At 68.2% G+C, this 25,562-nt stretch carries 25 protein-coding genes; 8 read left to right on the plus strand and 17 right to left on the minus strand.

All coding sequences use genetic code 11. The features are described 5' to 3' along the window. Nucleotides 1-2: 2 nt before the first annotated feature. Nucleotides 3-566: a hypothetical protein gene (locus K6T84_RS02460; protein ID WP_224865214.1), complete on the minus strand. Its 564-nt coding sequence runs from the start codon at nt 564-566 to the stop codon at nt 3-5. Nucleotides 567-869: 303 nt separating this feature from the next. On the opposite strand from K6T84_RS02460, the gene K6T84_RS02465 reads away from it, so the two are divergent. Then, a complete protein-coding gene (locus tag K6T84_RS02465; RefSeq protein ID WP_225401765.1) occupies nt 870-1,433 on the plus strand; it encodes a type II toxin-antitoxin system PemK/MazF family toxin in 564 nt (187 codons plus the stop codon). Nucleotides 1,434-1,440: 7 nt separating this feature from the next. Here the strand turns inward: K6T84_RS02465 and K6T84_RS02470 are convergent, their stop codons facing one another. Continuing rightward, entirely contained in the window at nt 1,441-1,869 is a 429-nt protein-coding gene (locus tag K6T84_RS02470) for a CBS domain-containing protein (protein ID WP_225401764.1), read from the minus strand. 116 nt (nt 1,870-1,985) lie between these two features. Here K6T84_RS02470 and K6T84_RS02475 point away from each other — a divergent pair, with 116 nt between their 5' ends. Together K6T84_RS02475 and rpsT are read left to right on the plus strand one after the other, a co-directional pair. Beyond that, nucleotides 1,986-2,843, plus strand: a complete 858-nt coding sequence (locus K6T84_RS02475) for a ribonuclease Z (protein WP_225401763.1) — start codon at nt 1,986-1,988, stop codon at nt 2,841-2,843. Between the two features lie 100 nt (nt 2,844-2,943). Continuing rightward, nucleotides 2,944-3,204 (plus strand): 30S ribosomal protein S20, encoded by a 261-nt coding sequence (gene rpsT, locus K6T84_RS02480; RefSeq protein ID WP_224865210.1) that lies wholly within the window; start codon nt 2,944-2,946, stop codon nt 3,202-3,204. 70 nt (nt 3,205-3,274) lie between these two features. Here the strand turns inward: rpsT and holA are convergent, their stop codons facing one another. The 4 genes from holA to K6T84_RS02500 form a co-directional block, all read right to left on the minus strand. Beyond that, nucleotides 3,275-4,237, minus strand: coding sequence for a DNA polymerase III subunit delta (gene holA, locus K6T84_RS02485; protein ID WP_225401762.1), 963 nt, complete (start codon nt 4,235-4,237; stop codon nt 3,275-3,277). A gap of 12 nt (nt 4,238-4,249) precedes the next feature. Next, the gene (locus K6T84_RS02490) at nt 4,250-5,809 is read right to left on the minus strand and encodes a ComEC/Rec2 family competence protein (RefSeq protein ID WP_225401761.1); all 1,560 of its coding nucleotides are present in this window, start codon (nt 5,807-5,809) and stop codon (nt 4,250-4,252) included. Nucleotides 5,810-5,812: 3 nt separating this feature from the next. Beyond that, nucleotides 5,813-6,661, minus strand: a complete 849-nt coding sequence (locus tag K6T84_RS02495; protein ID WP_225401760.1) for a ComEA family DNA-binding protein — start codon at nt 6,659-6,661, stop codon at nt 5,813-5,815. A 152-nt stretch (nt 6,662-6,813) separates the two neighbouring features. Further along, nucleotides 6,814-7,350 (minus strand): DUF4352 domain-containing protein, encoded by a 537-nt coding sequence (locus K6T84_RS02500; protein ID WP_224865206.1) that lies wholly within the window; start codon nt 7,348-7,350, stop codon nt 6,814-6,816. A gap of 108 nt (nt 7,351-7,458) precedes the next feature. Here K6T84_RS02500 and K6T84_RS02505 point away from each other — a divergent pair, with 108 nt between their 5' ends. The 3 genes from K6T84_RS02505 to K6T84_RS02515 are packed head-to-tail and all read left to right on the plus strand — an operon-like array spanning nt 7,459 to nt 10,789. Next, nucleotides 7,459-8,619 (plus strand): acyl-CoA dehydrogenase family protein, encoded by a 1,161-nt coding sequence (locus tag K6T84_RS02505; RefSeq protein WP_225401759.1) that lies wholly within the window; start codon nt 7,459-7,461, stop codon nt 8,617-8,619. 14 nt (nt 8,620-8,633) lie between these two features. Further along, nucleotides 8,634-9,743 (plus strand): acyl-CoA dehydrogenase family protein, encoded by a 1,110-nt coding sequence (locus K6T84_RS02510; RefSeq protein ID WP_224865204.1) that lies wholly within the window; start codon nt 8,634-8,636, stop codon nt 9,741-9,743. After that, on the plus strand, nt 9,740-10,789 hold the full coding sequence (locus K6T84_RS02515; RefSeq protein WP_224865203.1) for an NAD(P)H-dependent amine dehydrogenase family protein: 1,050 nt from the start codon (nt 9,740-9,742) through the stop codon (nt 10,787-10,789). Before K6T84_RS02510 ends, K6T84_RS02515 begins: the two co-directional genes overlap by 4 nt. 9 nt (nt 10,790-10,798) lie before the next feature. Here K6T84_RS02515 and K6T84_RS02520 read toward each other — a convergent pair whose 3' ends face one another. Beyond that, nucleotides 10,799-11,383: a PepSY domain-containing protein gene (locus K6T84_RS02520; protein WP_225401758.1), complete on the minus strand. Its 585-nt coding sequence runs from the start codon at nt 11,381-11,383 to the stop codon at nt 10,799-10,801. Nucleotides 11,384-11,545: 162 nt separating this feature from the next. Here K6T84_RS02520 and K6T84_RS02525 point away from each other — a divergent pair, with 162 nt between their 5' ends. Then, nucleotides 11,546-11,989 carry an MmpS family transport accessory protein gene (locus K6T84_RS02525; protein WP_224865201.1) on the plus strand — a complete coding sequence of 148 codons (444 nt, stop codon included), beginning with the start codon at nt 11,546-11,548 and terminating at the stop codon, nt 11,987-11,989. Further along, the gene (locus K6T84_RS02530; RefSeq protein WP_224865200.1) at nt 11,986-14,835 is read left to right on the plus strand and encodes an MMPL/RND family transporter; all 2,850 of its coding nucleotides are present in this window, start codon (nt 11,986-11,988) and stop codon (nt 14,833-14,835) included. The genes K6T84_RS02525 and K6T84_RS02530 overlap by 4 nt, the downstream gene beginning before the upstream one ends. Here the strand turns inward: K6T84_RS02530 and K6T84_RS02535 are convergent. The 10 genes from K6T84_RS02535 to K6T84_RS02580 form a co-directional block, all read right to left on the minus strand. Continuing rightward, nucleotides 14,832-15,662 carry a DegV family protein gene (locus K6T84_RS02535; RefSeq protein ID WP_224865199.1) on the minus strand — a complete coding sequence of 277 codons (831 nt, stop codon included), beginning with the start codon at nt 15,660-15,662 and terminating at the stop codon, nt 14,832-14,834. The two genes, K6T84_RS02530 and K6T84_RS02535, sit on opposite strands and share 4 nt — an antisense overlap. Before the next feature lie 42 nt (nt 15,663-15,704). Next, nucleotides 15,705-16,454, minus strand: coding sequence for a diglucosylglycerate octanoyltransferase (gene octT / locus K6T84_RS02540; RefSeq protein ID WP_225401757.1), 750 nt, complete (start codon nt 16,452-16,454; stop codon nt 15,705-15,707). Between the two features lie 13 nt (nt 16,455-16,467). After that, nucleotides 16,468-17,142: a glucosyl-3-phosphoglycerate phosphatase gene (gpgP, locus tag K6T84_RS02545; protein WP_224865197.1), complete on the minus strand. Its 675-nt coding sequence runs from the start codon at nt 17,140-17,142 to the stop codon at nt 16,468-16,470. Then, nucleotides 17,139-17,534: a ribosome silencing factor gene (gene rsfS / locus K6T84_RS02550; RefSeq protein WP_224865196.1), complete on the minus strand. Its 396-nt coding sequence runs from the start codon at nt 17,532-17,534 to the stop codon at nt 17,139-17,141. Before rsfS ends, gpgP begins: the two co-directional genes overlap by 4 nt. After that, complete coding sequence (gene nadD / locus K6T84_RS02555; protein WP_224865195.1) at nt 17,531-18,208, minus strand: nicotinate-nucleotide adenylyltransferase; 678 nt, start codon at nt 18,206-18,208, stop codon at nt 17,531-17,533. Before nadD ends, rsfS begins: the two co-directional genes overlap by 4 nt. 65 nt (nt 18,209-18,273) lie before the next feature. Further along, on the minus strand, nt 18,274-19,716 hold the full coding sequence (locus K6T84_RS02560) for a vWA domain-containing protein (RefSeq protein ID WP_224865732.1): 1,443 nt from the start codon (nt 19,714-19,716) through the stop codon (nt 18,274-18,276). Then, complete coding sequence (locus K6T84_RS02565; protein ID WP_225401756.1) at nt 19,713-20,612, minus strand: AAA family ATPase; 900 nt, start codon at nt 20,610-20,612, stop codon at nt 19,713-19,715. The genes K6T84_RS02560 and K6T84_RS02565 overlap by 4 nt, the downstream gene beginning before the upstream one ends. Nucleotides 20,613-20,627: 15 nt before the next feature. After that, entirely contained in the window at nt 20,628-21,881 is a 1,254-nt protein-coding gene (locus K6T84_RS02570; RefSeq protein WP_225401755.1) for a glutamate-5-semialdehyde dehydrogenase, read from the minus strand. Between the two features lie 75 nt (nt 21,882-21,956). Further along, nucleotides 21,957-23,324, minus strand: a complete 1,368-nt coding sequence (locus tag K6T84_RS02575; protein ID WP_224865192.1) for a mechanosensitive ion channel domain-containing protein — start codon at nt 23,322-23,324, stop codon at nt 21,957-21,959. Further along, complete coding sequence (locus tag K6T84_RS02580; protein WP_224865191.1) at nt 23,321-25,486, minus strand: adenylate/guanylate cyclase domain-containing protein; 2,166 nt, start codon at nt 25,484-25,486, stop codon at nt 23,321-23,323. Before K6T84_RS02580 ends, K6T84_RS02575 begins: the two co-directional genes overlap by 4 nt. Nucleotides 25,487-25,562 lie beyond the last annotated feature (76 nt).

The following is a 25,562-nucleotide window of genomic DNA, read 5'->3' on the forward strand; positions in this document are numbered from 1 at the left end:
ATTCAGGCGGCGACGTCGGCCGGACTGAAGTAGCCCAAGATGTCGTTGAACCCGACCTCGAAGTAGTCACCGGCCTGCGCCCAGCCGTCGCCGGATGCGGCGGCCGCGGTGGCGATGGCCTCCGCGGTATCCCCACCGAACAGCGCACCGCTGTCCCAGTCGAGGTTGGCGCCGTCGTTCATCAGCGCCCACATGACGGTGTTGCTGCCGTTGTAGAACTCCATCACCGCGCCGTTGAGCAGGCTGTAGGAGCCCGAGTCACTGGAGGACATCTCTTCTGCCCAGTTCGCGCCGTACAGCAACTGGGCGAAAGCCTCCTGTCCGAGCAGATCGTCGTGCGAGATGGTGGCGAACGAGCCGGTGGCGCCGGCCGCGACGATGTCGGTGGCCGGGACACCCGTGAGGCTGGCACCGGTGGTGAAGAGCCAGTTCATCGAGTCGTGCTGGCTCTTGACGATGCCGCTCCAGTCGTAGGCCTCCGGCTCCTGGGCGGCCGCCAGCGGCGCCAGGGCCAAGGCCGCACCGGCGGCGAACGTGCCGATCACGCCAATCTTGTTCAAGTTCATAGGAAATTCCCTTCACGATGTCTATCCGGCAGGCACTACTCCGCCTGGCCGGATGCCCCCCAGCACCGTCTGCTGCAAGCTCGCTCAAACGTATTGACTGCCTGTGAGAATTACAAAGCGACACTCGCTCCGCCGTTAGCGGATCGGCTGTCTTATCAGGTCATCCCGCTAAGACCGGTGAGTGTGATCCCCGTCATGATCGAACCGCAGTGCGTCAAGTGAACGCCGCGCCCGCCCTCACCCTTACCCCACCCGGCCGATTACCCGGCCCGGGCGCTCCCCAAAGTCGCCTATGCTGCGACCATGGCTTCCCCCCGGAAGACCCCGTGGCAGACCGTCCAGGAGTTCGCGGAGAACCTGGTGTTCACCGAAGCTCCCCGGTTGATCGAGCAGGGCATCAAAATCGGTCTTGAGGTGCTCACCGGCACGCCGTCCGAACCGACACCGGCGATACCGGCCGGCCGGCCGGTCACCAACACCAGCGTTCCCACCGCGCATCGCGCCCGCAAGCTGGTGTACTCCCCCGATCTCAACGGCCGGGCCGACCCGGGCGAGATCGTCTGGACCTGGGTGGCCTACGAGGACGATCCGCATCAGGGCAAAGACCGCCCGGTCCTGGTCGTCGGCCGCGACCACACCACTCTGCTGGGGCTGATGCTGTCCAGCCAAACACGTCACGAGGACGACACGAACTGGGTGGGTATCGGCGCGGGCGGCTGGGACGAGGAGCATCGCGCCAGCTGGGTGCGGCTGGACCGGATACTGGACGTGCCCGAGGAGTCGATCCGGCGCGAAGGTGCCATCCTGGCGCGTGCGGTGTTCGACGTGGTGGCCGCGCGGCTGCGCAGCGACTACGCCTGGAGCTGAAGCCGGGCTATCCCTGGCTGATGTAGGAGCGCAACTGGGCGTGCTCGGCCTGCAGCTCCTCCATCCGGCACTTGACCACGTCGCCGATACTGACGATCCCGGCCAGCCGTCCGTCTTCGAGGACGGGGATGTGGCGCGCCCGGTGCTCGGTCATCAACATGCTGACGTCGTCGGCGGAGTCGGACTTGGTACACGTCGCCACCAGCGTGGTCATGATGGCCGACACCGGTCGGGCCAGCAGGCTGGCGCCGTGGACGTTGAGCTGACGCACAACATCACGTTCGGAGGCCACCCCCTGCAGACCGTCGGAGCCCATGACCACCATGGCACCGATGTTGTGCTCGGCCAGACCGGCGAGCAGTTCCATGACCGTGGCGTCCGGGTGGATGGTCACCACCGCCGCACCCTTGTTCCGCAATACGTCCGCGATGCGCATAGAGGCCTCCCGCCGCAGTGATCTGCTTCACACCAGGCTAGGACATTTGCCTGGCCGCGGGGCGCGATGACGCAAAGTCATTCGCTCGCACACCCGACTGTGGCATATGTGACGTCATGACAATCGAGATCACCCTGCTGGGCACCGGAAGCCCGATCCCCGACCCGCACCGTGCCGGACCGTCGACTCTGATCAGGGCCGGCGGCCAACAGCTGCTGGTCGACTGCGGGCGCGGGGTGCTGCAGCGGCTGGCCGCGGCGGGCGCCTCCGCCAACACCCTGTCCGCGCTGCTGCTCACCCACCTGCACAGCGACCACATCGCCGACCTCGGCGACCTGATCATCACCCGGTGGGTCACCACGTTCACCCCGGACGCCGCGCCGCTGCCCATCATCGGACCGCCGGGGACCGCCGAGGTCGTGGCGGCGACGCTGCAGGCGTTCGGCCACGACATCGGCTACCGGATCGCCCACCACGCGGACCTGACCGCACCTCCGCCGGTGCAGGTGGCCGAGCACACCGCGGGTCAGGTCTGGGATCGCGACGGCATCCGGATCACCGTCGCACCCACCGATCACCGCCCGGTGGCGCCCACCATCGGATTCCGGGTGGAGCACTCCGATGCCGGCGGAACGGCCTCGGTGGTGCTGGCCGGGGACACGGTGCCGTGCGACAGCCTCGACGAGCTGGCCGCCGGAGCCGGCGCGCTGGTGCACACCGTGATCCGTAAGGACCTGATCGACCCGCTGCCCCAGCAACGGATCCGCGACATCTGCGACTACCACTCCTCGGTGGCCGAGGCCGGCGCGACGGCCCGCCGCGCCGGGGTGGGCACCCTGGTGCTGACCCACTACGTACCTGCCATCGCCCCCGGGCAGGAGGAACAGTGGCGGGCGTTGGCCGCCGCGGAGTTCGACGGCCCGATCGAACTCGGCGACGACCTGCACCGGGTCGAGGTGGCCGCGCGCGGTTGAGCCGAGTTGGGGAGTTGCCTCACCAGCTGGTAGCCTGAACAGCCGTTGCCCCCGTGTCGGGAGGCTCAACCCAACCTCAAGTTTTTACGAAGGAACATTCGTGGCCAACATCAAGTCGCAGGTGAAGCGCAACCGGACCAACGAGCGTGCCCGGCTGCGCAACCAGTCGGTGAAGTCGGCGGTGCGCACCGCGATCCGTTCGTTCCGCGAGGCCGCCGAGGCCGGCGACAAGGAGAAGGCCGGCGAGCTGCTGCTGTCGACCAGCCGCAAGCTGGACAAGGCCGCCAGCAAGGGCGTGATCCACAAGAACCAGGCCGCCAACAAGAAGTCGGCGCTGGCGCAGGCGCTCAACAAGCTCTGATCGCGCGGGTCATCCGCGAACACAGGCCCCCGATTGCATCGGCGAACGGGGGCTTTTGTGTTGTCGGGGGTTAGTTGTCAGCCAGCTCGGCGACCCGGCGAACCGCGGCTTCGAGTGCGTAGTCGGCGTCGACGGCGGCGCCTTTGACGTCGGCGTTGAGGGCGGCTACCAGCCGCACCGCCGCCGCCACCGACGCCTGCGGCCACAGCCGGGCCTGTTTCTGCGCCTTCTGCACCCGCCACGGCGGCATACCCAGTTCACCGGCCAGCCGATAGGGGTCGCCGGCCTTGCCGCGCACCCGGGCAATGGTGTGAATCGCTTCGGCCAGCGCGTCGGCCAGCACCACGTGCGGTCCGCCACGCAGCCTGGCCCAGCGCAGCGCTTCGATGGCGCCGGCGACGTCGCCCACAACGGCCTTATCTGCGACGTCGAAGCCCGTCACCTCGGCCTTGCCGCTGTGGTAACGGCGCACCGCGATGGCGTCGACGTGGCCTCCGGTGTCGGCGACCAGCTGTGAACAGGCCGCGGCCAGTTCGCGGATGTCGGAACCGACAGCGTCCAGCAGTGCGGTGACACATGCGTCGTCGACGCGGACCTTGAGCCGGCGGAACTCGGCGCGGACGAAGTCGGCGCGTTCGGTGGCCTTGGTGATCTTCGCGCAGGTGTGCACCTCGGCGCCGAGGTCGCGCAGTTGCCCGGCCAGGGCCTTGGCCCGCCCCGCACCGGAATGCACGACCACCAGCACGGTTCCGAGCGGAACGTCGGCGGCCGTCGCGGCGATGAGCGCCACCGCTTCCTTACCGGCTTCGCCCGCGGCCTCGAGCACCACCACCCGTTCATCGGCGAACAGCGACGGGCTCAGCAGCTCGGCCAGTTCACCGGCCTCGACCTCTCCGGCGCGCATCCGGTCCACCGGGACGTCGGTGCTGCCGGCCTGTGCCCGCACGGCGGCTGTCACCTGCGAGACGGCACGTTCGACGAGCAGCTCCTCATCACCGAGGATCAGATGCAGCGGCGAAACCGGTTGGCTCACCCGGCAATCGTGTCACGCAATGCCGACGCCCGACCAGCCGGTCAACATCTGCGAGACCGAGAACGCCAGCACGCCCAACGCCAGCGCGGCCAGCACCCAGCGGCCCCATCGCCAGCGCCAGCAGATCACCACCAGCACCGCCGCGGCGCCGACGCCGACCACCCCGGCGATCCCCGCGGGTACCGGTACCGTCGCCGCCGGAACACCGCCGGTCCAGTGCGCCACCCGACACACCCACCACAGCTCGGGGCCGGTGAAACGCATCAACAGTTGAGCGGCCGTGGGCCAGTACCCGCACAGCACCGCCGCCGCGCTGCCCAGCACCGTGATCGGGGCGACCAGGACGGCCACCGCCAGGTTGGCGAGCGTGCTGATGAGGCTGAGCCGGCCGGAGATGGCGGCGATCAGCGGTGCGGTCACCAGGTTCGCCGACCACGCCACACTCACAGCCACGGCCAGGGGTTTGGGCCAGCCGCGAGCCACCAGCCGGGCCGCCCACACCGGCGCGATCAGCACCAGGGCAGCGGTGGCGGCCACCGACAGCGCGAACCCGACGTCGATGGCCAACTGCGGGGCCAGCGCCAGCAGTATCAGCACGCTCGCGGCCAGGCTCGGGATGGCCTGTCGTTGCCGAGCCGAAACCACGCCCAGCAGTGCTATTGCCCCCATCGCCGCGGCTCGCAGCACGCTGGCTGTCGGCTGCACGACGATCACGAACGCCACCAGGGCGATGCCGGCCAGCCCGGCGGCGGCCCGCGGCCCGACCAGTCGCGCCGAGAACAGCACCGCCCCGCAGACGATCGTCACGTTCGCTCCGGAGACGGCCATCAGGTGGGTGAGGCCTGCGGCCCGAAACTCCCGTCCGGTCGCCTCGGAGATGGCCGCGGTGTCACCGAGGACCAGGGCGGGCAGCATCCTGGCCTGCTCGTCGGGCAACACCTGCCCGGCCGCGGCAGCGAACCGGGCCCGGACCCGGTGAGCCGCCCGCGCGATTACACCGGGCTCGCCCAGCCGCGGCCGTCCCTGAACCGTCAGGGCCGCCACTGTCAGGTCGCGCCGGGACGGGCGGGCGACCTTGGCGCGAAAGGTCATCGGCCGGCCGACCATCACCTCGGCGGCGTTCATGCCGGACGAGAAGACCACCACCCGGCCCGAGGAGTCGGCACCGTCGAGGCGTTGCAGGGTGGCCCGGAACATCACCCGCCGGGTGCCGGCGGACAGCGGACTCTCACTCGGAGTGACCGTCACGGTCGCGGTGCCGCCGAACACCGCGGTGATCGGGTGGGCCTGTACCGCGTCGGTGCGCAGCGCAACCGCCCAGCCGAATCCCGCGCCCACCACCGACGCGGCGGCCAGGGTCGCCCCGGCCAGCCGCCAGCCGGTTCGCCGGGCACGTCCGGCATAGCAGCACAGCACCACCGCTCCGACCGCGAGCAGGGCGCAGACCACCGCCAGTGCAGCACCGATCTGCCATCGGATACCAGCCGCGGTGACGCCCCAGCCGACCAGCGCGGCCGGCACCAGCCGGACATCCAGGCGCAGCGCCTCCGGGGCGCCCGCCTGGGGAGTCACCGCTCACACGCGGACCAGCGCACGCAGCTTCTCCAGGCGCGCCGGGCCGATACCGTCGACGTCGCCGAGCTGGTCGACGGTGGCGAACTTGCCGTGCGCGGTGCGCCAGGCCACGATGGCGGCCGCGGTCACCGGCCCCACCCCGGGCAGCGTGTCGAGCTGATCGACGCTCGCGGTGTTGAGGTCCAGGGGTCCGGGTCCGCCCGGTCCAGCAGATCCATGCGGTGCAGGCGGCACGGTGGTGCTGGTCCGGGGCGCCTCCGGTGCGGGTCTGCCCGGTCCGACCGAACTACCCAGCACCGGCCGCCCCGGCGGAGGCTGCAGACCGACCACGATCTGCTCGCCGTCGATGAGCGGACGGGCCAGGTTCAGGCCGATCGTGTCGGCGCCGTCGAGGGCCCCACCGGCGGCGGTCAGTGCGTCGGCGATCCGCGAGCCGGGCGCCAGCGTCGCCAGGCCGGGATTGTGCACCAGCCCGACCACGCTGACCACCACGGCTTCCGACGCCGCGGAGGAGGGTTCGGCGGTCTGCGGGCTGGCGGTCGAAACCATCTCCACCTCAGGAAGTTTGGCGCTCACCACTGGTGCGGGCCGGTCACGCACCACGGTGAACACCGTGACGAGTACGGCCAGCGCGGCGATCACCGCCAGGGCGATCGCCCCGGCCCGACCGGGGTCAGCGCGCACCTTGGCCAGCCAGCCGGGCTCGGCCGCCGGATCCGGCAGCCAGCCGGGCAGCGATTGGTCGGGGTCGGTCTCGTCATCGGCGTCGGCGGCCTCGGCTCCGGCACCGGAGTCCGGCAACAGACCGAGGCGACGCTGCAACCGCTCGCCGGGTGCTTCAGGTGACATAGCGCCGACGGTAGGCGTCGGCACCGTCGGGAGGGCTCGCGATCAACGGCTTTGCGGCCCGGTCTGTGGACAGCCGCCGGGTTGTGGACAGACCGGTCAGGGGTAGCGGCGATCGCAAGCGCGACGGAGCCGGGCGTGGCGGGTCGCCGCCATCATGGGTTCAGCCACTCCCCGATGTCCTGGGATATCCCCGACGATGGTGAATAGCGGACCTTGGCGACGGTGACGCCGGTGGGCAGCGCGAACACCACGCACCCGGCTTTCGACGATCCGGCGGCGATCAGGAACCACCCGTCGGTGAAGTCCGAGCACTCGGTCACCGTCGCGAAATCGGCCGTATAGCTCTGATCGTCGGAACCGATCACCGAGACATCGCTTTGACTGTTGCCCACGATCGTCGTCGTTCCGGTGTTCTCGATGCGCAGTTTGGTCGCGATGTAGGACTTGCCGGCCTCACCCCAACCGTTGGGGACGGTGGCCGGCGAGACGATCTCGGTCAGCGTCACCGCGATCTGCTGCCCGCCGATCCGCAGCAGGTTCAGGGTCTGGCCGAGATGTGCGGCCGGTTTCACCGCGGGCCGCTGCTGGGTGCTCGACGGTGATCGCGGCTCGGCCTTGTGTGCGGGCTCGGCCGAGCACGACGCGACACACATCACCAAGACACAGAGCGCGACGACCCACCGTCTCATGAGCTCCAGACTACAAAAACGCATGGCGCGACCTCCCCCGCAGCACCCTGGGGGTGCCGATTAGGGTGCTTACCAACCGTGTGTTCACCAACCAACCGGGAGGTAGACGTGAGACTGGCACTGTCCGCGGAGGAAGCTGCGTTCCGCGACGAGATGCGCACCTTCTTCACCACCGAGATCCCCGCCGAAATCCGCGAACGCGGCCGGTTGGGCCACTCGATCTTCCCCGACGACATCGTCACCACCCAGAAGATCCTCAACGCGAACGGTCTGGCGGTGCCGAACTGGCCGGTCGAGTGGGGCGGCAAGGACTGGACGCTGGCCCAGCACCAGATCTGGCTCGACGAGATGCAACTGGCGTCGGTACCCGAGCCTTTGACTTTCAACGCCAAGATGGTCGGTCCGGTGATCGCCGAGTTCGGCTCCCAGGCCACAAAGGAGCGCTTCCTGCCGGCCACCGCCAACCTCGACATCTGGTGGTGTCAAGGCTTTTCCGAGCCGGACGCGGGCTCAGATCTGGCCGGCCTGCGCACCACGGCGGTGCGCGACGGCGACAGCTACATCGTCAACGGGCAAAAGACCTGGACCACCCTGGGACAGCACGCGGACTGGATCTTCTGCCTCGTGCGCACCGACCCGCAGGCACCCAAGAAGCAGGCCGGCATCTCGTTCCTGCTGTTCGAGGTGAACACCCCCGGTGTCGAGATGCGGCCGATCAAGCTGATCGACGGTGGCTATGAGGTCAACGAGGTGTTCTTCTCCGACGTGCGGGTGCCCGCCGATCAACTGGTCGGCGAGGAGAACCACGGCTGGACCTACGCGAAGTTCCTGCTGGGCAATGAGCGGACCGGCATCGCAGGGGTGACCCGCACCAAGGTGCGCCTGGCCGAGCTCAAGCAGCGCGCCCAGGCGCTGGGCGCTCTCGATGATCCGCTGTTCGCCGCCCGGGTCGCCGAACTCGAGAACGACCTGCTGGCACTGGAACTCACCCAGATGCGGGTGTCGAGCGACTCCGCCGACGGTAAGCCGAGCCCGGCTTCGTCGGTGCTCAAGCTGCGGGGCAGCCAGCTGCAGCAGACCGCGACCGAGCTGTTCGTGGAGTTGGCCGGGCCCGACGGTCTGCCGTTCGAGGCCGGCGACGGCATCGCGTCGCCGGTGTGGGCACAGGATGCGGTACCGACGTACCTGAACTACCGCAAGACGTCGATCTACGGCGGCAGCAACGAGATTCAGCGCACCATCATCGCGTCGACCATTCTCGGCCTTTAGGAGGTATGACGGCCATGGACTTTCAATTCAGCGACGAGCAGGTTCTGCTTCGCGACACCACCCGTTCGATCTTGGCGGGCTATGACACCGAGACCCGCAACGCCGTCATCGAGACCGAGCCCGGGTTCAACCCCGAGTTGTGGAAACAGTTGGCGGAGACCGGGATCCTCGGCCTGGGTTTCGACCCCGAAGAGTCCGGTCCGCTGGAGATCATGGTGGTACTCACCGAGTTCGGCCGGCGACTGGCGCCGGAGCCCGTGGTGCACGGCGCACTGGGACCCGGTGCGCTGATCGCCGAGCGCGGCGATGAGCAGCAGCGCGCACTGCTCGACGCCGTCGCCGAGGGCGAGCAGATCCTGGCCTTCGCCCACACCGAGCCGGGTCAGCGTGGCGCATCCGCGAAGGTGACCACCACCGCGGTGCGGCAAGGCGATTCATGGTCGCTGAACGGCTGCAAGAACCCGGTGCTGACCGGGGACCGGGCCGACACGCTGGTGGTCAGCGCCGCGCTGCCCGACGGCGGAACCGGGCTGTTCCTGGTCGACGGGCAGGCCGCCGGACTGTCGCGCCGGCCGTACCGGACCTATGACGGCCAGCGCGGTGCGCAGATCGACTTCGCCGACACCCCCGGCACGCCGTTGGGTGAGGCCACCGATGCCACCGCCACCATCGAGCGCGCGATCATCCGGATCTCCTCGGCGGTGTGTGCCGAGGCGGTCGGCGCGATGGAGGAGGCGTTGCGGCTGACCACCGATTACCTCAAGACCCGCAAGCAGTTCGGGGTCACCCTCAACACCTTCCAGACCCTGACCCAGCGCGCCGCCGACATGTACGTGTCGATGGAGCTGGCGCGCAGCATGAGCATGTACGCGGCCATGTCTATCGCCGACGACAACCTCGACCCGCTGGTCGCTGCCCGCGCCAAGCTGCAGATCGGCCGGTCCGGGCGGCACATCGCCCAGGAGGCCATCCAGTTGCACGGCGGCATCGGAGTGACCTGGGAGTACCCCGTCGGTCACTACGCGGCCCGGCTCACCGCGATCGAGCACACCCTGGGCTCGTCGCAGGACCAGCTGCACGTGCTGATGAACAACCTGGGCAGCTACGACTTGGTCAAGCTGTGACCGATCGCCCGCTTCGCGTCATCCAGTGGACCACCGGCAACATCGGGCAACGCTCGCTGCACGCCATCATCGGTCGTCCCGACATGGAGCTGGTGGGTGTCTACGCCCACGCCCATGACAAGGTCGGGGTGGACGCCGCCGAGCTGGCCGGCTGGCCGGAACCGACCGGGATCACCGCCACCGACGACATCGACGCGCTGATCGCGCTGCGGCCGGACGCCTGTTGCTACAACCCGCTGTGGCCGAGCATCGACGAGTTGGTGCGACTGCTGGAGGCCGGCGTCAACGTGTGTTCCACCGCGGCCTGGATCACCGGCGGCAAACAGAGTCCGGCCGACCTCCAGCGCATCGAAGACGCCTGCCGGACCGGCAATTCCACGATATTCGGCAGTGGCGCGCACCCGGGGCTGACCAACATGGTCGGCATGGTGCTGTCCGGGGCGTGCGAGCGGGTCGACGAGATCCGGATCACCGAATCGGTGGACTGCTCGACGTATGAGTCCGCGCCCACCATGGAGGCAATGGGATTCGCCCAGGATCCCGACACCCCGGGGATGGCCGAGAGCGTCCGCCGCGAGAGCGAGGTGTTCGCCGAGTCCGCGGCGATGATGGCCGACGCGATCGGCGCGAAGCTGGATCGGATCACCTTCGACGTCCAGTTCACCGCCGCCACCGCCGATTCCGACCTGGGCTTCATGAAGATCCCGGCCGGCACAGTGGGCAGCGTGTTCGGCTACCACCGCGGCTGGGTGGGTGAGCACAATGTGGTCAGCGTCGGCTTCAACTGGATCATGGGCAGCCACGTCACACCACCCAAGCCGGTTGCGCACGGCCACGTGATCCAGGTCTTCGGGGTGCCCAACATGCGCACCGTGATCAACTGCCTGCCGCCCAAGGACTGGAACGAACCGAACTTCAACGGCCTGGGCTCCATCTACACCGGGATGCCGGTGACCAATGCGGTGCCGACGGTGGTCGCGGCCGCACCGGGCATCGTCACTCTCGCCGACCTGCCGCCGATCACCGGCCGCGCAGGCACAAGCTGAGCTGAGCGGCTAGACCTGCCGGTTGGCGGTGACCGCACCCGATGCCGCGTCGACGACGACGTCGTGTTCGACCAGGTCGGTGTCCCACACATCGGCGTCCCACACCACGGTGCCATTCATGTCGAGCAGGCTGAGCTCGGTGATAGACCCGTTGGGCAGCGCTGCGAGCACCTTGGCGACCGCGGCCCGGTAGTCCAGGTGCGCGCCGTCGACATTGGCCCGGCGTTTGGCCCTGTCGCCGTCACCGTCGTCGGTGGCCGTCGGACCGACCAACACCGCGATCGCGTCGGAGCCGATCTCGAGTTGGTGTTCGACGCCGTCGGGGGTGACCACCCGCGCCTTCCAGGTGCCCGCGTCGTTGGTCTGGCTCTCAATGAAGATCAGCACGCTGTCGGGGACCTGCGCGACGGCGAGGTCACCTGCGCGCAGCAGGGTGCGCGGGTCCGGGGGCGCATCCGGGCGCGACCAGGCCGACGACGGCGATGTCTGCGCCGACGTCGGGTCGGATCTTCCAGCACCGCTGCAGCCGGCCAGTGCCAGCGTTGCCACGATGACCACCGCGCCGAAACGGACGCCATTCACCAGATCGTGCATCAGCGGCCATGCTACTGAAACGCCCGCAGCCGTGCCGCGCTGCGGGCACCCCCAGGTCAGTTCGGCGAGCCAGGCGCAGCACTTGCATTGGTTAGGTAAGCGAAGGTTATGCTGCCTGAGGCGACGTTCGACCGCGTTATCGACCAGCGTGAAGGCGGTGAGATGAGGAGGGTCTCCCCTGTCGGCGTACTCAAAAGGCACTGGATTCCACTGGTCTTCATTGTGGTCATCTGTATTTCGAGTGTGATCGTCATGAGACTGCACAAGGTGTTCGCCTCCCAGGATCTCAATCCCAACGCCGGTGCCGGCATCGACATCGTGCAGTTCAATCCGAAGTCGGTGGCCTACGAGGCGTTCGGGCCGCCCGGCACCACGGCCGACATCAACTATTGGGATGCCGAGGCCAACGTCCACCAGCTCAGCGGTGTGGCGCTGCCGTGGAGTTTCACCGTCGTCACGGTGCTGCCCGCCGTTCAGGCCAACATGATCGTGCAGGGCAACTCCGGTGAGATCGGCTGCCGGATCAAGATCGATGACCGGTTGCTCGACGAGCGGCGCGCCAGCGGCTTCAACGCCCAGACCTTCTGTCTGGTCAAGTCCGGATGATCAAGCGGCCGTTCTTCGCGCACATGCTGCGGATCTTCGCGGTGCCGATCATCATCGCCTGGATCGTGCTCACCGTCCTGGTGAATGTCCTTGTCCCCCAGCTGGAAGTGATCTCCGAAGAACACTCCGCACCACTGGCGCCGATGGATGCGCCGTCGATGGTGGCCAGTCAGCTGGTCGGCGAGAACTTCCAGGAATACAAGTCCAACAGCACCGTGATGGTCGTGGTCGTCGGCCAGGAGGAACTCGGCGAACCCGCCCACCACTACTACGACGAGATCGTGGCGAAGTTGGTGGCCGACAAGGACCACGTCGAGCACGCCCAAGACTTCTGGCATGACCGGCTGACCGCGGCGGGTGTGCAGAGCCCGGACGCCAAGGCCGCCTACATCATGCTGAACCTGGTCGGCAACCAGGGCATGACCGAGGCCAACGACTCGGTCGTCGCGGTGCGCAAGGCCATCGACGACACCGCGGCGCCGCCCGGGGTGCAGGCCTATGTGGCCGGGCCCGCGGCGCTGACCGCCGACCTGCGCGAGATCGGCGATGCCAGCCTGGTGAAGATCACCCTGTTCACCATCGGCGCGATCGCCATCATGCTGCTGATCGTCTTCCGGTCGATCGCGGCGATGCTCACGCAGCTGTTTCTGACCCTGCTGGAACTCATGTGTGCCCGCGGCGTGGTGGCATTCCTCGGTTTTCACGACTTCATGGGCCTGACCACGTTCGCGGTCAACATCATGGTGATGCTCGCAATCGCCGCCGGCACCGACTACGGCATCTTCCTGATCGGCCGCTACCGCGAGGCCCGGCTGGCCGGTGCCGAACGCGTCGACGCCTACTACATCACCGTGCGCAGCGTCACCCCCGTGGTGCTCGGGTCGGGGCTGACCATCGCCGGGGCGTCGGCGATGCTGTACTTCACCCGGCTGCCCTACTTCCACACCATGGGCATCCCGGTGTCGGTGGGCATGCTCGTGGTGGTCGCCGCCGCCCTCACGCTGGGGCCGGCAATGCTGGTGGTGGTCACCAGCTTCGGCCTGCTCGACGCGAAAGAGACCGGGCCGGGTGGCTTCTGGCGACGCGCGGGGATCGCCGTGGTGCGCTGGCCCGCGCCGATCATGGTGGCCAGCCTGGCGGTGATCATGGTGGGCCTGGTCGCCCTGCCGGGATTCAAGCCGGGCTATGACGACCGGAAGTATCTGCCCAAGGACACCCCGGTCAACGTCAGCTACGCCGCTGCGGAGCAACATTTCCCGTCGGCACGGATGGCCCCCGACATCACCATGGTGACGTCCGACCATGACATGCGTAACCCGGCCGACATGCTCGTCCTGGATCGGGTGGCCAAGAACATCATGCGGGTGGTCGGCATCGGGATGATCCAGGACATCACCCGGCCGTTGGGAATTCCGCTGCAGCACAGCTCGATACCGTTCCAACTCAGTGCGTCCAACCAGTTGATGATCCAGAACATGAAGTCGCTCAAGGACCGCATCAAGGACATCGACACGATCTCCGAGCAGCTCGACAAGGACATCTCGCTGCTGATCCAGATGTACGGCTACCTGCAGGAGGTCGATCGGACGTTCGACGACACCGCCGAGGTCACCCAGCGCACCGTGGAGATCTCCGATCAGATCCGCGACCACATCGCCGACTTCGACGACCAGTTCCGGCCCCTGCGGAGCTACTTCTACTGGGAACCGCACTGTTTCGACATCCCGATGTGCGCAGCGATGCGGGCCACCTTCGACACCACCGACGGCATGGACCAGATGACCGAGCAACTGCATCATCTGTCCGACGACATCACCAAGACGGCCCACCTGCTGCCGCAGGCGGTGGAGTTGCTGCCGGCGGTGGTCGACACCATGAAGATCATGCGCGGGCTGGTGCTTACCGTGCATTCCACCTTCGACGCGTTCGTCAACCAGATGGAGTCACTGAGCAACACCCAGATCATGATGGGTCAGAGTTTCGACGACTCCAAAAACGACGACTTCTTCTACCTGCCCGCAGAGGCGTTCGACAACAAGGACTTTCAGATCGGCCTGCGACAGTTCATGTCACCGGACGGAAAGTCGGCGCGCTTTTTCGTCACCCACCAGACCTACCCGGCCACCGCGGAGGGCATCGCCCGGGTGGAGCCGGAGCGCATTGCGGCCCAGGAGGCCCTCAAGCAGTCGTCACTGTCGGACGCCAAGGTGTACATCGGCGGCATGGCCGCGCTGTACAAGGACATGAGCGACGGCGCCAAGTACGACCTGATGATCGCCGTGGTGGCGTCGCTGACGTTGATCTTCCTGATCATGATGATGATCACCCGCAGTCTGGTCGCCGCGGTGGTGATCCTCGGTACCGCGTCCAGTTCGATCGCCGCGTCGTTCGGAATCTCGGTGTTGATCTGGCAGCACATCTTCGGCCAGCACATCTACTGGGTGACCCTGGTGCTGGCGGTGATCGTGCTGCTCGCGGTGGGCTCGGACTACAACCTGCTGCTGGTCTCGCGGTTCGAAGAGGAGATTCACGCCGGGCTCAAGACCGGCTACATCCGGGCGATGGCCGGCAGCGGCGGTGTGGTGACCTCGGCGGGCATGGTGTTCGCCGCCACCATGGGCATCATGTTCTTCAGTGATCTCAAGGCGATCGGGATGTACGGCACGACCGTGGCCATCGGACTGCTGTTGGACACCTTCGTGGTGCGGGCGTTCTTCATGCCCTCGATCGCGGTGCTGCTGGGCAAGTGGTTCTGGTGGCCGCAGGTGGTCCGGCCGTGGGGACCCAACAAGAACATCCGGGGCATCGCCGCGCACACCCCGCACGAGGAGCCCGCCGGCGTCTAAGCGGGATCGACGTCCACGCACACCGCGACCGCGCCGGCCCCGACGTGCACCGCCAGCGTCGAGCACATATCGGTGATGAGCGCCGGCGCACAGGCCGGCAGCCGCTCGGCCAGCGCACCGGCCACATCCTGGGCGCCTTGCGGATTGGCGACATGATGCACGGCCAGTGCCGCGGGCCTGTCCCCCACCACATCGCAAACCCGGTCGATCATCGCCGCGACGGCCTTGCTGAAGGTGCGAATCCGCTGGGCCAGCACCAGCTTTCCGTCGTCCACGGCAAGTAGCGGCTTCAGTGAGAGCGCAGTGCCCAGCCAGGCCGCCGCGCTGCCGATCCGGCCGCTGCGCCGCAGGTTGTCCAGCCGCTGCACCGCCAGGTAGGCGTAGCTGCGCCGTTTGGCCGCATCCGCCGCGGCCACAACGCCGTCCAGGTCGGCGCCGTCAGCAGCGGCGCGTGCGGCGGCCAGCGCGACGAACCCGGTGCCCATCCCCGCCGACTTCGAGTCGATTACCCGCACTCCGGCGCCGATCCGGGCGGCTGCATGCTCGGCGGTGCCGAACGTCCCGGACAGCGCCGACGAAATATGCACTGCCACAACGCCGGAGCTCTCGGCCAGTCCCCTGCGGTAGGCGTCGGCCAGCTCCTCGGGGCCGGTGCCCGCGGTGCTGACGTGCTCTCGTGCATAGATGTCGGCGGGCACGTCATCGATCCCGTCACGCAGATCTGCGTCGCCCAGCAGGATGTGCAGGGGCACTTCGCGAATACCCCACCGGGCGCGCAACTCGGCGGGCAGGCATGCCGAGGAGTCCGTGATGACGGTGACGGTCATGGCGGGTCTATGGGGCGGATCCGGGTACGCCGGCTGGGGCCATCAGCACCGCTCCTCCGCGTCGCTGCGCTCCGCATCGTCGACGGCGCGAGCCAGCGCTTTGAGCATCAGGTCGGCGACCGCCCGATGCGCCTCGAAGTTCCAGTGGATACCGTCGGGATTGGCCAGGCCGTTCATGACCTCGTGGGCCACCGCCAGCTTCAGGTCCACCAGCGCAACGTCGTGCTCCTGAGCCCACCGGGTGATCGCCCGCACCGTCGGCTCCCGGCCCTGATGGGCCCGGCCGTAGGTGTCGGCGATGTGCACCGACGGCAGGCAGGCCACGATCGGGATACCTGGACGGTTGAAATCGATTGCACCTCTGGTCATTTCGAGATACTTGGCGGTCAGCTGCGGCGGCAGTGCCGCGCGGGCCATCGGTGAGAATCGGGGTTGCAGCCAGCCGTAGCCGTCGCGGACCCAACGCCGCAGACGCGACGGCCGCACATAGCGGATCAGCTCGCGCAGCGCGGTCGGCCACACCGACGGCAGCGAGTCCATCCCGCTGGTGGCGATGATGACGGCCCCGGCGCGCGGCAGTGCGGCCCAGGCGCGCGGGTCCTGGGTGGCCGCCCACCACACGTCCCGGCAGGTCCAGCCGATCCGGCCGATCAGCTCGACGTCCCAGCCCAGTTGTTCGCCGACGATGTTCGGCCAGATGCGCGGATCGTCGGCCGGCAGCCCGCCGGTGGGCCCGTAGTAGGACAGCGAGTCGGCGAAGATCAGCAGCTTCGGCCGCGGTTGCGAGGACATCGGGTCAGAGGACCTAGAGTTCACAGTCGGCCACCTGCGCTGAAGCGTTCCACACGTCGAGCCGCCACCGAACATCGGCGGGATCGTGCACATCGTCGTCGGAGTATCCGCTGAGCTGGGTCCAACTGGCGTTGGCCATCCCGCCCAGCACCGGCCAGTTCTCGACCGGCAACCGCAGCAGTGCGGCGGTCAGAGCCGCGATCAGGCCGCCGTGGGCGACCAGCACCACCGGCCGCTCGGGGTCTTCGGTGCTCCCCCAGTCGGGTTCACCGCTGATCAGCTCGGCAACCAGCGGCTCACTGCGCTCGGCCACGTCGATTCTGCTCTCGCCGCCGTGCGGCGCCCACCGGGCGTCGTCGCGCCAGGCCAACCGGGCACCGGGCGCCGCGGCGTCGACCTCTTCGTGGGTCAGGCCCTGCCAGTCACCCAGATGGGTCTCCCGCAACCGGGTGTCCACCCGGACCGCCAATCCGTTGTGTTCGGCCAGCACCGTGGCGGTGTCGTAGGCCCGCCACAGATCCGACGAGACGATCAGCAGCGGATGCCGTTTGCGCAGCACCTCGGCCGCCGCCCCGGCCTGCGCCCGGCCGAGATCGCTCAGGACGGTGTCCAGTTGGCCCTGCATCCGGCTGCCGGCGTTGAACTCGGTCTGGCCGTGCCGCAGCAGGATCAGCCGACGCACCCTCACTGTGCTCCCTCGGATTGCGGCGCTCCGCCGGAATCGGGCAGCTCGATCGGCAGCACCGGGCAGTCCTTCCACAGCCGGTCCAGGGCGTAGAAGTCTCGCTCGTCCTGGTGCTGGATGTGCACGACGATGTCGATGTAGTCCAGCAACGTCCAGCGCCCCTCGCGGGTACCCTCCCGCCGGGCCGGCTTGTGACCGGCCAACCGCATCTTCTCCTCGACCTCGTCGACGATCGCGTTGACCTGACGTTCGTTGGACGCCGAGGCGATGACGAAGCAGTCGGTGATCACCAACTGGTCGGACACATCGATGACGACGACGTCGTCGGCCAGTTTGTTCGCGGCGGCAGCGGCGGCCACGGTCGCCATCTCGACGGCCTCGGGGTTGGCGGTCATGCGTTGTTCCCGGCGGCCAGGCTGGTGGACTGGCCGACGGCCTTCTTCTCACCGGGACCGTCGGCGCCACGGTACAGGCGGCGCTTGGACACGTACTGCACGACGCCGTCAGGCATCAGGTACCACAGCGGACGGCGCTGTTCGGCACGCGCGCGACAGTCGGTCGACGAGATCGCCAACGCCGGAATCTCCACCAGGGTCAATGCGTTCTCCTCCAACTCGCCCAGTACGTCGGTGATGTGGTCATTGCGCAGCTCGAATCCGGGCCGGCTGACCCCCACAAACCGCGCCAGGTCGAACAGCTCCTCCCAGCCCTGCCAGGACAGTATCGACGCGAGCGCATCGGCACCGGTGATGAAATACAGCTCGGAGTCGGGGTTGAGCGCGTGCAGGTCCCGCAAGGTGTCCCGGGTATAGGTGGGGCCGGCGCGGTCGATGTCCACCCGGCTCACCGAGAACCGCGGGTTGGACGCGGTGGCGATCACGGTCATCAGGTAGCGGTCCTCGGCCGCCGAGACGTGGCGGCCCTTCTGCCAGGGCTGCCCGCTGGGCACGAACACGACCTCGTCCAGGGCGAACTGGTGCGCCACCTCGCTGGCCGCGACCAGGTGGCCGTAGTGGATGGGATCGAACGTCCCACCCATCACCCCCAGCCTGCGCAACCCGTCGTGCATGGTTCGCCAGCTTACTGGACCAGCAGAAACGGGGTTCCCGGGCGGCGACCGGCGGCGAAGCGAGCTCAGACCGGTAGCAGGGCGTCGATCACCCCGGCCAGCTGCTTGGCCGAACGGCATTCATGCACCGGGATGACGTCCTGGTAGCGCGGTACGGCCGAATCCCCACTGCCCCACAGGTGTTGGGCTTCGGGGTTCAGCCAGTGCGCGTGCCGGCTGGCGCTCACCAGATGCGTCAGCGCCGTGATTCCCGGGTCCCGGTAGTTGGTCCGGCCGTCACCGAGCACCAGCAGTGCGCTGCGCGGCGAGACCACGCTCGGGTACTTCTCGGCGAACGAGACGAAGGCATTGCCGTAGTCGGAGTGACCGTCGCGGGTGTACACCCCGGACTCCCGGGTGATCCGCTGGATCGCCACCGCCAGATCCGCCTCCGGCCCGAACAGGTGTGTCACCTCGTCGGTGGTGTCGATGAACGCGAAAACGCGGACTCGTGAGAACTGTTGGCGCAGTGCGTGTACCAGCAGCAGCGTGAAGTGGCTGAATCCGGCGACCGATCCGGAAACGTCACACAGCACCACCAGCTCCGGGCGGGCCGGTCGCGGTTTGCGCAGCACCACGTCGATCGGCACGCCCCCGGTGGACATCGACTTTCGCAGCGTCTTGCGCAGGTCGATGGCGCCGGCCCGGGAGCGCCGGCGACGGGCCGCCAGCCGGCTCGCCAGGGTGCGGGCCAGCGGCGCCACCACCCGGCGCATCTCGCGCAGCTGCTCACCGGAGGCTCGCAGGAACTCGACGTTCTCGCTCAGCTGCGGGATGCCGTACATCTGCACGTGGTCGCGGCCCAGCTGTTCGGCGGTGCGCCGCTTGGTCTCGGCATCGACCAGCTTGCGCAGCTGGGTGATCCGCTGCGCGGCCATCGCCTTGGCGATCTGCTCCTGGCTGGGGCTGGGTTCGTCGCCGTAGGGCGCCAGCAGCCCGGCCAGCAGCTTTGCCTCCAGCTCGTCGAGCGCCAGCGCCTTGAGCGCCTGATAGGCCGAGTAGGACGGGCCCCGGCTGGAGCGGTACTGCCCGAAGTTGCCGACGATCGCCGCGATCATCGCCGACAGTCGCGGGTCGGCGTCGGCGAGGTCGGGATTGGCCGTCAGCAGATCGGCCAGCATCTGCCGCATCGCCTCGGCGTCCTCGGGCAGCGGTGCGTCCTCGGGGGCGTCCGGGTCATCGGATGCGATCACGGTACGTTCGCCCAGCGCGGCGGGGAACCACAGGTCGAACATCGCGTCGTAGGTGTCGCGGTGATCCGGCCGGCGCAGCACCGCGCACGCCAGGCCCTCCCGCAGCACCTCGCGCTCGCCCAGCCCGAGCACGGCCATCACCCGGCCGGCGTCGACGGTCTCCGATGGTCCCACCGAGATACCCTGCCCGCGAAGTGCTTCGACGAACCCGACCAGATGCCCCGGAATGCCGTGCGGGGCAAGGGGTTGCTGCGGGCGGATTCGTCGAACCATCAGTTCAGCCGCAGTTCTCCGGTTGCGCGCACCTGGTCGGACTGGTGCTTGAGCACCACCCCGAGCGTGGCGGCCACGGTGGCGTCGTCGATGGTGTCCAGTCCCAGCGCCAGAATCGTTCTGCCCCAGTCGATGGTCTCGGCCACCGACGGCAGCTTCTTGAGCTGCATCCCGCGCAGCACGCCGATTATCCGCACCAGTTCGGCGGCAAGATGCTCGGGCAGCTCGGGTACCCGGGACAGCAGGATGCGGCGTTCCAGGTCGGGGTCGGGGAAGTCGATGTGCAGGAACAGGCAGCGCCGTTTGAGCGCCTCGGACAGTTCCCGGGTGGCGTTGGAGGTCAACAGCGTGAACGGCTTCCGCGTCGCGGTGATGGTGCCCAATTCGGGGACGGTGACGGCGAAGTCGGAGAGCACCTCCAGCAGCAGGCCCTCGATCTCGATGTCGGCCTTGTCGGTCTCGTCGATCAGCAGCACCGTCGGCTCGGTGCGCCGGATCGCGGTCAGCAACGGCCGCGACAGCAGGAACTCTTCGGCGAACACGTCCATCTTGGTGGCGTCCCAGTCGCCGGATCCCTGGCCGGATTGGATTCGCAGGATCTGCTTGGCGTGGTTCCACTCGTAAAGCGCACGGGCCTCGTCGACGCCTTCGTAGCACTGCAGCCGCACCAGGCCCGAGTCGGTGGCGGCGGCCACCGCGCGGGCCAGTTCGGTCTTGCCGACACCGGCCGGCCCCTCCACCAGCAGGGGTTTGCCCAACCGGTCTGCCAGGAACACCGCGGTGGTGGTGGCGGTGTCGGCCAGGTAGCCGGTCTCGGCGAGCCGTCGGGCGACATCGTCGATGTCGGCGAACAGCGGCGCCTGGCGGGCCGGAGTGGCGGGAACGGCGGGGTTTTCCATATCGGCTATGACTCCTTAGGCCGGGCGGGTGTGGCCGTCACCCCACACGATCCATTTGGTCGACGTCAGCTCCGGCAGTCCCATCGGACCACGGGCATGCAGTTTCTGGGTGGAGATGCCGATCTCGGCGCCGAAGCCGAACTGCTCACCGTCGGTGAACGCCGTCGATGCGTTGACCATGACCGCGGCGGCGTCGACCTGTTCGCTGAACCGCTGGGCCGCGGCCATATTGGTGGTGACGATGGCCTCGGTGTGACCGGTGCCGTACTCGTTGATGTGGTCGATGGCGCCCTCCAGCCCGTCGACCACCGCGCAGGCGATGTCCAACGTCAGGTATTCGCGGCGCAGGTGGTCCTCGGCAGCGGCGTCCGCGGCATTGCCGTGCACGGTGACCCCGGCAGCGGTCAACGCATCCACCAGCCGCGGCAACGCCTTCTCGGCGATCGCGGCGTCGACCAGCAGGGTCTCGGCGGAGTTACAGACGCTGGGCCGGCGGGTCTTGGAGTTCAGCAGGATCTCTTCGGCGACGGCGAGGTCGGCGGCCTCGTGGACGTAGACGTGGCAGTTGCCCACGCCGGTCTCGATGGTCGGCACCAGCGCGTCACGCACCACCGCCTCGATCAGTCCGGCGCCGCCACGCGGAATCACCACGTCGACCAGGCCGCGGGCCTGGATCAGGTGCGTGACGGTGGACCGGTCGACCGCCGAGAGCAGCTGCACGGCATCGGCAGGCAGATCCTCGGCCTCCAGGGCGGCGCGCAGCACCTCGACCAGAGCCCGGTTGGAGTGCGCGGCGGACGCGCTGCCGCGCAGCAGCGCCGCGTTGCCCGACTTGAGCGTCAGACCGAACGCGTCCACCGTGACGTTGGGACGGCCCTCGTAGACCATGCCCACCACGCCGAGCGGGACGCGCTGCTGGCGCAGCAACAAGCCGTTGGGCAGGGTGTAGCCGCGCAGCACCTCACCCACTGGGTCCGGTAGCCCCGCCACCTGGCGCAGCCCGGCGGCGATCCCCTCGACCCGCTCGGGGTTCAGGGCCAGCCGGTCCAGCATCGCCTCTGGGGTGCCGGCCGCCCGCGCCACCGCGAGGTCCTCGGCGTTGGCCGCCAGAATGTCGTCGGTGTGGGCCAGCAGCGCATCGGCGGCGGCGTTGAGCACGTTGTTCTTGGCCGCGGTGGACAGCGACGTCAGCGCGCGGGAGGCGACCCGGGCGCGGCGGGCGGCGTCGTGGACCTCTTGGCGCAGGTCGGGAAGCACAGGCACGCTCATCGTGCCAGCGTATCGGCGAACGCCCGATCAGGTAAAACGGCCCCTGCTCGAGGGCGCGCCGGCCGTGGCCCGAGGTCAGGCGGACACGGTGTGACGCCGCTGATCGATGACCCGGCCCAGCTCCTGCAGCAGCAGCGGCTTGGCCATCACCAGGTCCTCGATGTGTTCGCGGTCGATCACCACCGCGGTGACCTCTTCCAGTGCGCAGGCGTCGAACTGGCTAGCCTGTCGGGTCAGTGTGGTGACCCCCAGAAAGGCGCCGTGGCGCAACGTGGTGTCCGGCACCGCCGGGTCCCGGGCTGTGAGCCGGACACTGCCCTCGGTCAGAAAGATCATCGCGGTCGGCACCTGACCGGCTTTCTCCAGGATCTCGTCGGCGCCGTATCGGACCAGTCCGGCGTAGGGCGCCACGGCCTGCTGATCGGCGTCGGTCAGCCGCAGTGCGGGCGCCACCACCGTCCGCAGCGCCTCGGCCACCCGCTCCGGTGTGGAGAACTCGTCGTCGCAGTCGTCGAGGTGCAGCCCCTCGCGCCGCGCGGCGTACCAGAGCCACCGCAGGAAGGTGGCGTGTGCCGGACCGTCGTCATCCGGGGAGTCGAGCGCGATGCTGGTCCGGTATTGGCCGCTGCCCAGCGCCACCGGGCAGGGCGCCGCTCCGGTGGTCCGCTGCGGCAGCGCGGCGGCCACCCGCGACAGCAGCGCACACACCCGGTCCGGTGGGTCGAAGACCGCGAACGTGGTGGTGATCGACACCCGATGCGCACCACCGGAACGGCTGACGTTGGTGAACGAGGTGCCGGCCAGCACCGAGTTCGGCGTCACCTGCAGGCCGGCGCCGGTACTGATGTGCACCGCCCGCCAGTTCACCTCGACGACCCGGCCGTCGGCGGTCGGGGTGGACAGCCAGTCGCCGATCCGGAACGGCTGCTCGAACAACATGAACAGCCCGGAGACGATCTGGCCGACCGAGTTCTGCAGCATCAGGCCGATCACCACCGACGTGACGCCCAGCGCGGTGAACAGCCCGCCGATCTTGGCGCCCCAGACGTGCGACAGGATCAGCGCAAGGCCGACGCCGATCAGCAGGAATCGGGCGACGTCGACGAAGATGGTCGGAATCCGGTTTCGCCAGGAACCTTTCGGGGCGCTCTGGAAAAAGGTGACGTTGAGCCCGGACAGCAGCAACACCAACAGCACAAAGCCGAACAGGGTGTAGATGACCCGCACCGTCGGGTCCTGTCCCGGTACGCCGGCCACCTGCGCCAGCAACACCAGCAGCGCGCCCAGCGGCAACAGGTAGTTTCGCACCAGTGCCACCGGCCGGGCCAGATAGCTGTCCCGACGAGCCAGTGCGACATGCCATTCGGTGAGCAGGATCAGACCGACGGGAAAGCCGATCGCAACGCCGATCGCCCAGTAGAACCACTGTCCGAAGACGTTCACGACGGCTCCGATATCGCCCAGGCCTGTTCTTCGGTCTCCCCCAGGCTCACCGTGCCGACCAGGCTGAACTCCTCCCCCGCGCCGAGCATGTCTCGCACCGCCCCGGTGACGTAGATTCCGGTTTGCGGTGTGCCCCTGCGCAACTGGTAAGCAAGATTGACCGCCGATCCCCACAGGTCGTAGGTGACTCCGGATCGGCCCACCAGGCCGCTGACGACCTCGCCGGTGTTGACACCAGCCCACAGATTGAGTTTGTGTCCGGATTTGGCGTTGAACCTCTCGACGATGCGCTGCATCTCGCACGCGAAGTCGACGATCCGGTGCACGCCGTCCAGCCGCGGGGTGGTCAGGCCGCAGCCGGCCAGATAGCCGTTGTACATGGTGCGAATCCGTTCGACCCCAATGCCTTCGGCCGCCGCATCGAATTGCCGCACCAACTCGTCGACGATCGTCACCAACTCGTTGGCGGATGCCTCGGCGGACAGTTGGTCGATGCCCTGCAGTTCGGCATAGACGACACTGACGTTGTGGTGCTCCTCCGCGATTGCCTGTTCGCCCCCGCGGTAGCGCCGCACCACCGACTCCGGCATCAGCGACAACAACAGCTCGTCGTTCTGCCTGCGCTGCTCGTTGAGCAGTTCCTCTTTGGTCCGCAGGCTGTGGCTCATCTGGTTGAACGCTCTGGTCAGATCGCCGATCTCGTCGGCTGTTCCGGTCGGCACCGCGGCGCTGTAGTCCCCGGCGCTGATCCGTTGGGCGGCGACCTGCAGTCGACGGATCGGTTGCAGGAAGAACCGGGCGAGCAGCATCGCCAGCACACAGATCGCCACGACGACCCCGGTGGTGGCCAGCACCACTCGCCTGCTGAACGAGGTGACACCGGCGTAGGCGTCCGAGTAGTCCCGAGTCGCCAAGATCGACCACTGCAGCTCCGAATTGGGGATGGTCAGCGGCGCGTACGCGACCAGCTCGCGGTTACCCAGGTAGTCGTAGCCGGTGTTGAGCGTGTCGGTCTGTCCGCGTTGCGCGTCGCGCAGAGCCGGGGACCCCACCGGCTGCACCAAGGTGGTGGTGCCCAATCGCAGCGCTTTGTCCACGGTCGCCGTCGGCGTGCCCGCCGCCACCGCTTCCCGGCGATAACGCTCGGGGTCCTCCAGGAACAACCGCGAGTCGGAGCGCATCAGGTCGTCCGCGCCGGCTAGGTAGGTCTCGGTGGTACGTCCGACCTGGGCGGCCTTCCAGTCGCGGTTGGCGGTCATGACCCGGTTGACCTTCGCGCTAGGCAACGGCAAGGCCAGCACTCCCTCGACCGTGCCACCGGTGCCGACGGGCGACACCAGCCATGCGGTGGGGGTGTCCAACGCGGGTTGGTAGGGCTGGTAGTCGGTGATCCAGACGAAGTTGACCGCGTTGGACGCCAGCACCTTCCGGTAGGCGTCGCGCAGCGGGGATTCCCGGTACGGGCCGGTCAACACGTTGGTGCCCAGATCCACTCCCTTGGCCACCGTGTAGACCACGTTGCCCCGGGTGTCCAGCAGCAACGCATCCAGGATCTCGTTGCGTGCGACGATCTCGGAGAACATGCTGTTGAACCGAGCGTTCGCCGCCGACCAGGCACCGTGGTCGCCGGTGTCTTCGGTCTTGGGCGAGGCCCCGGTATAGCCGGCGGTGTAACGGGCCTGGAGGTAGCGCTGTGCGGGCGATGTCGGCAGCAGCGCGGCGACATCCGCGCGCTCGCCGGTCCGCTCGGCCAGCGACTGGACGAACTTGTCACGGTAGTAGCCCTCGATCGCGCGCTGCTGATCGGGAGTGACTGTGGCGTGGGCCAGTTCGTCGAAGCCCGCGGTGAATGCCTCGACCGCGTTGGCCGCCATCTCTCCGCCGCTCAAGATCACCAGGGAGTTGGTCATCTCGGCGAACAGGTTGATCACGGCCCGGCGCTGCGCCTCGCGGGCCTGAACCAGCTTGCTGGTCACCGATCGCTGCAATTCGGCTGCACCGTACTGGAACTCGACGAAGCCGACGATCCCGACCGAGGCGATGCTGGTGAGCAGCAGGATCAGCATCAGTTTGGTTTGGATGCTGAGCCGCGACCCCAGTCGCCAGCGCCGAGCCGCATCGTTCGCGATGTTCTCCACGCCTGCCGACGGTGCCGAGTCCACTCGGCGGCTCCCTTCCCCGGTTGGTACGGTTACCCACCCTAAGGGATTCGCCACATCCCCCGGTCGTGAATGCGAA

Origin of the sequence: Mycobacterium zoologicum (assembly GCF_020181635.2) — a bacterium.
Taxonomy (GTDB): domain Bacteria; phylum Actinomycetota; class Actinomycetes; order Mycobacteriales; family Mycobacteriaceae; genus Mycobacterium; species Mycobacterium zoologicum.

Bases quoted from the DNA above. Each gene is read 5' to 3' on its own strand.
- K6T84_RS02460 (WP_224865214.1), bottom strand. From the start codon at position 566: ATGAACTTGAACAAGATTGGCGTGATCGGCACGTTCGCCGCCGGTGCG.
- K6T84_RS02465 (WP_225401765.1), top strand. From the start codon at position 870: ATGGCTTCCCCCCGGAAGACCCCGTGGCAGACCGTCCAGGAGTTCGCG.
- K6T84_RS02470 (WP_225401764.1), bottom strand. From the start codon at position 1,869: ATGCGCATCGCGGACGTATTGCGGAACAAGGGTGCGGCGGTGGTGACC.
- K6T84_RS02475 (WP_225401763.1), top strand. From the start codon at position 1,986: ATGACAATCGAGATCACCCTGCTGGGCACCGGAAGCCCGATCCCCGAC.
- K6T84_RS02495 (WP_225401760.1), bottom strand. From the start codon at position 6,661: ATGTCACCTGAAGCACCCGGCGAGCGGTTGCAGCGTCGCCTCGGTCTG.
- K6T84_RS02500 (WP_224865206.1), bottom strand. From the start codon at position 7,350: ATGAGACGGTGGGTCGTCGCGCTCTGTGTCTTGGTGATGTGTGTCGCG.
- K6T84_RS02510 (WP_224865204.1), top strand. From the start codon at position 8,634: ATGGACTTTCAATTCAGCGACGAGCAGGTTCTGCTTCGCGACACCACC.
- K6T84_RS02520 (WP_225401758.1), bottom strand. From the start codon at position 11,383: ATGCACGATCTGGTGAATGGCGTCCGTTTCGGCGCGGTGGTCATCGTG.
- K6T84_RS02525 (WP_224865201.1), top strand. From the start codon at position 11,546: ATGAGGAGGGTCTCCCCTGTCGGCGTACTCAAAAGGCACTGGATTCCA.
- K6T84_RS02530 (WP_224865200.1), top strand. From the start codon at position 11,986: ATGATCAAGCGGCCGTTCTTCGCGCACATGCTGCGGATCTTCGCGGTG.
- K6T84_RS02535 (WP_224865199.1), bottom strand. From the start codon at position 15,662: ATGACCGTCACCGTCATCACGGACTCCTCGGCATGCCTGCCCGCCGAG.
- octT (WP_225401757.1), bottom strand. From the start codon at position 16,454: ATGTCCTCGCAACCGCGGCCGAAGCTGCTGATCTTCGCCGACTCGCTG.
- rsfS (WP_224865196.1), bottom strand. From the start codon at position 17,534: ATGACCGCCAACCCCGAGGCCGTCGAGATGGCGACCGTGGCCGCCGCT.
- nadD (WP_224865195.1), bottom strand. From the start codon at position 18,208: ATGCACGACGGGTTGCGCAGGCTGGGGGTGATGGGTGGGACGTTCGAT.
- K6T84_RS02565 (WP_225401756.1), bottom strand. From the start codon at position 20,612: ATGGAAAACCCCGCCGTTCCCGCCACTCCGGCCCGCCAGGCGCCGCTG.
- K6T84_RS02570 (WP_225401755.1), bottom strand. From the start codon at position 21,881: ATGAGCGTGCCTGTGCTTCCCGACCTGCGCCAAGAGGTCCACGACGCC.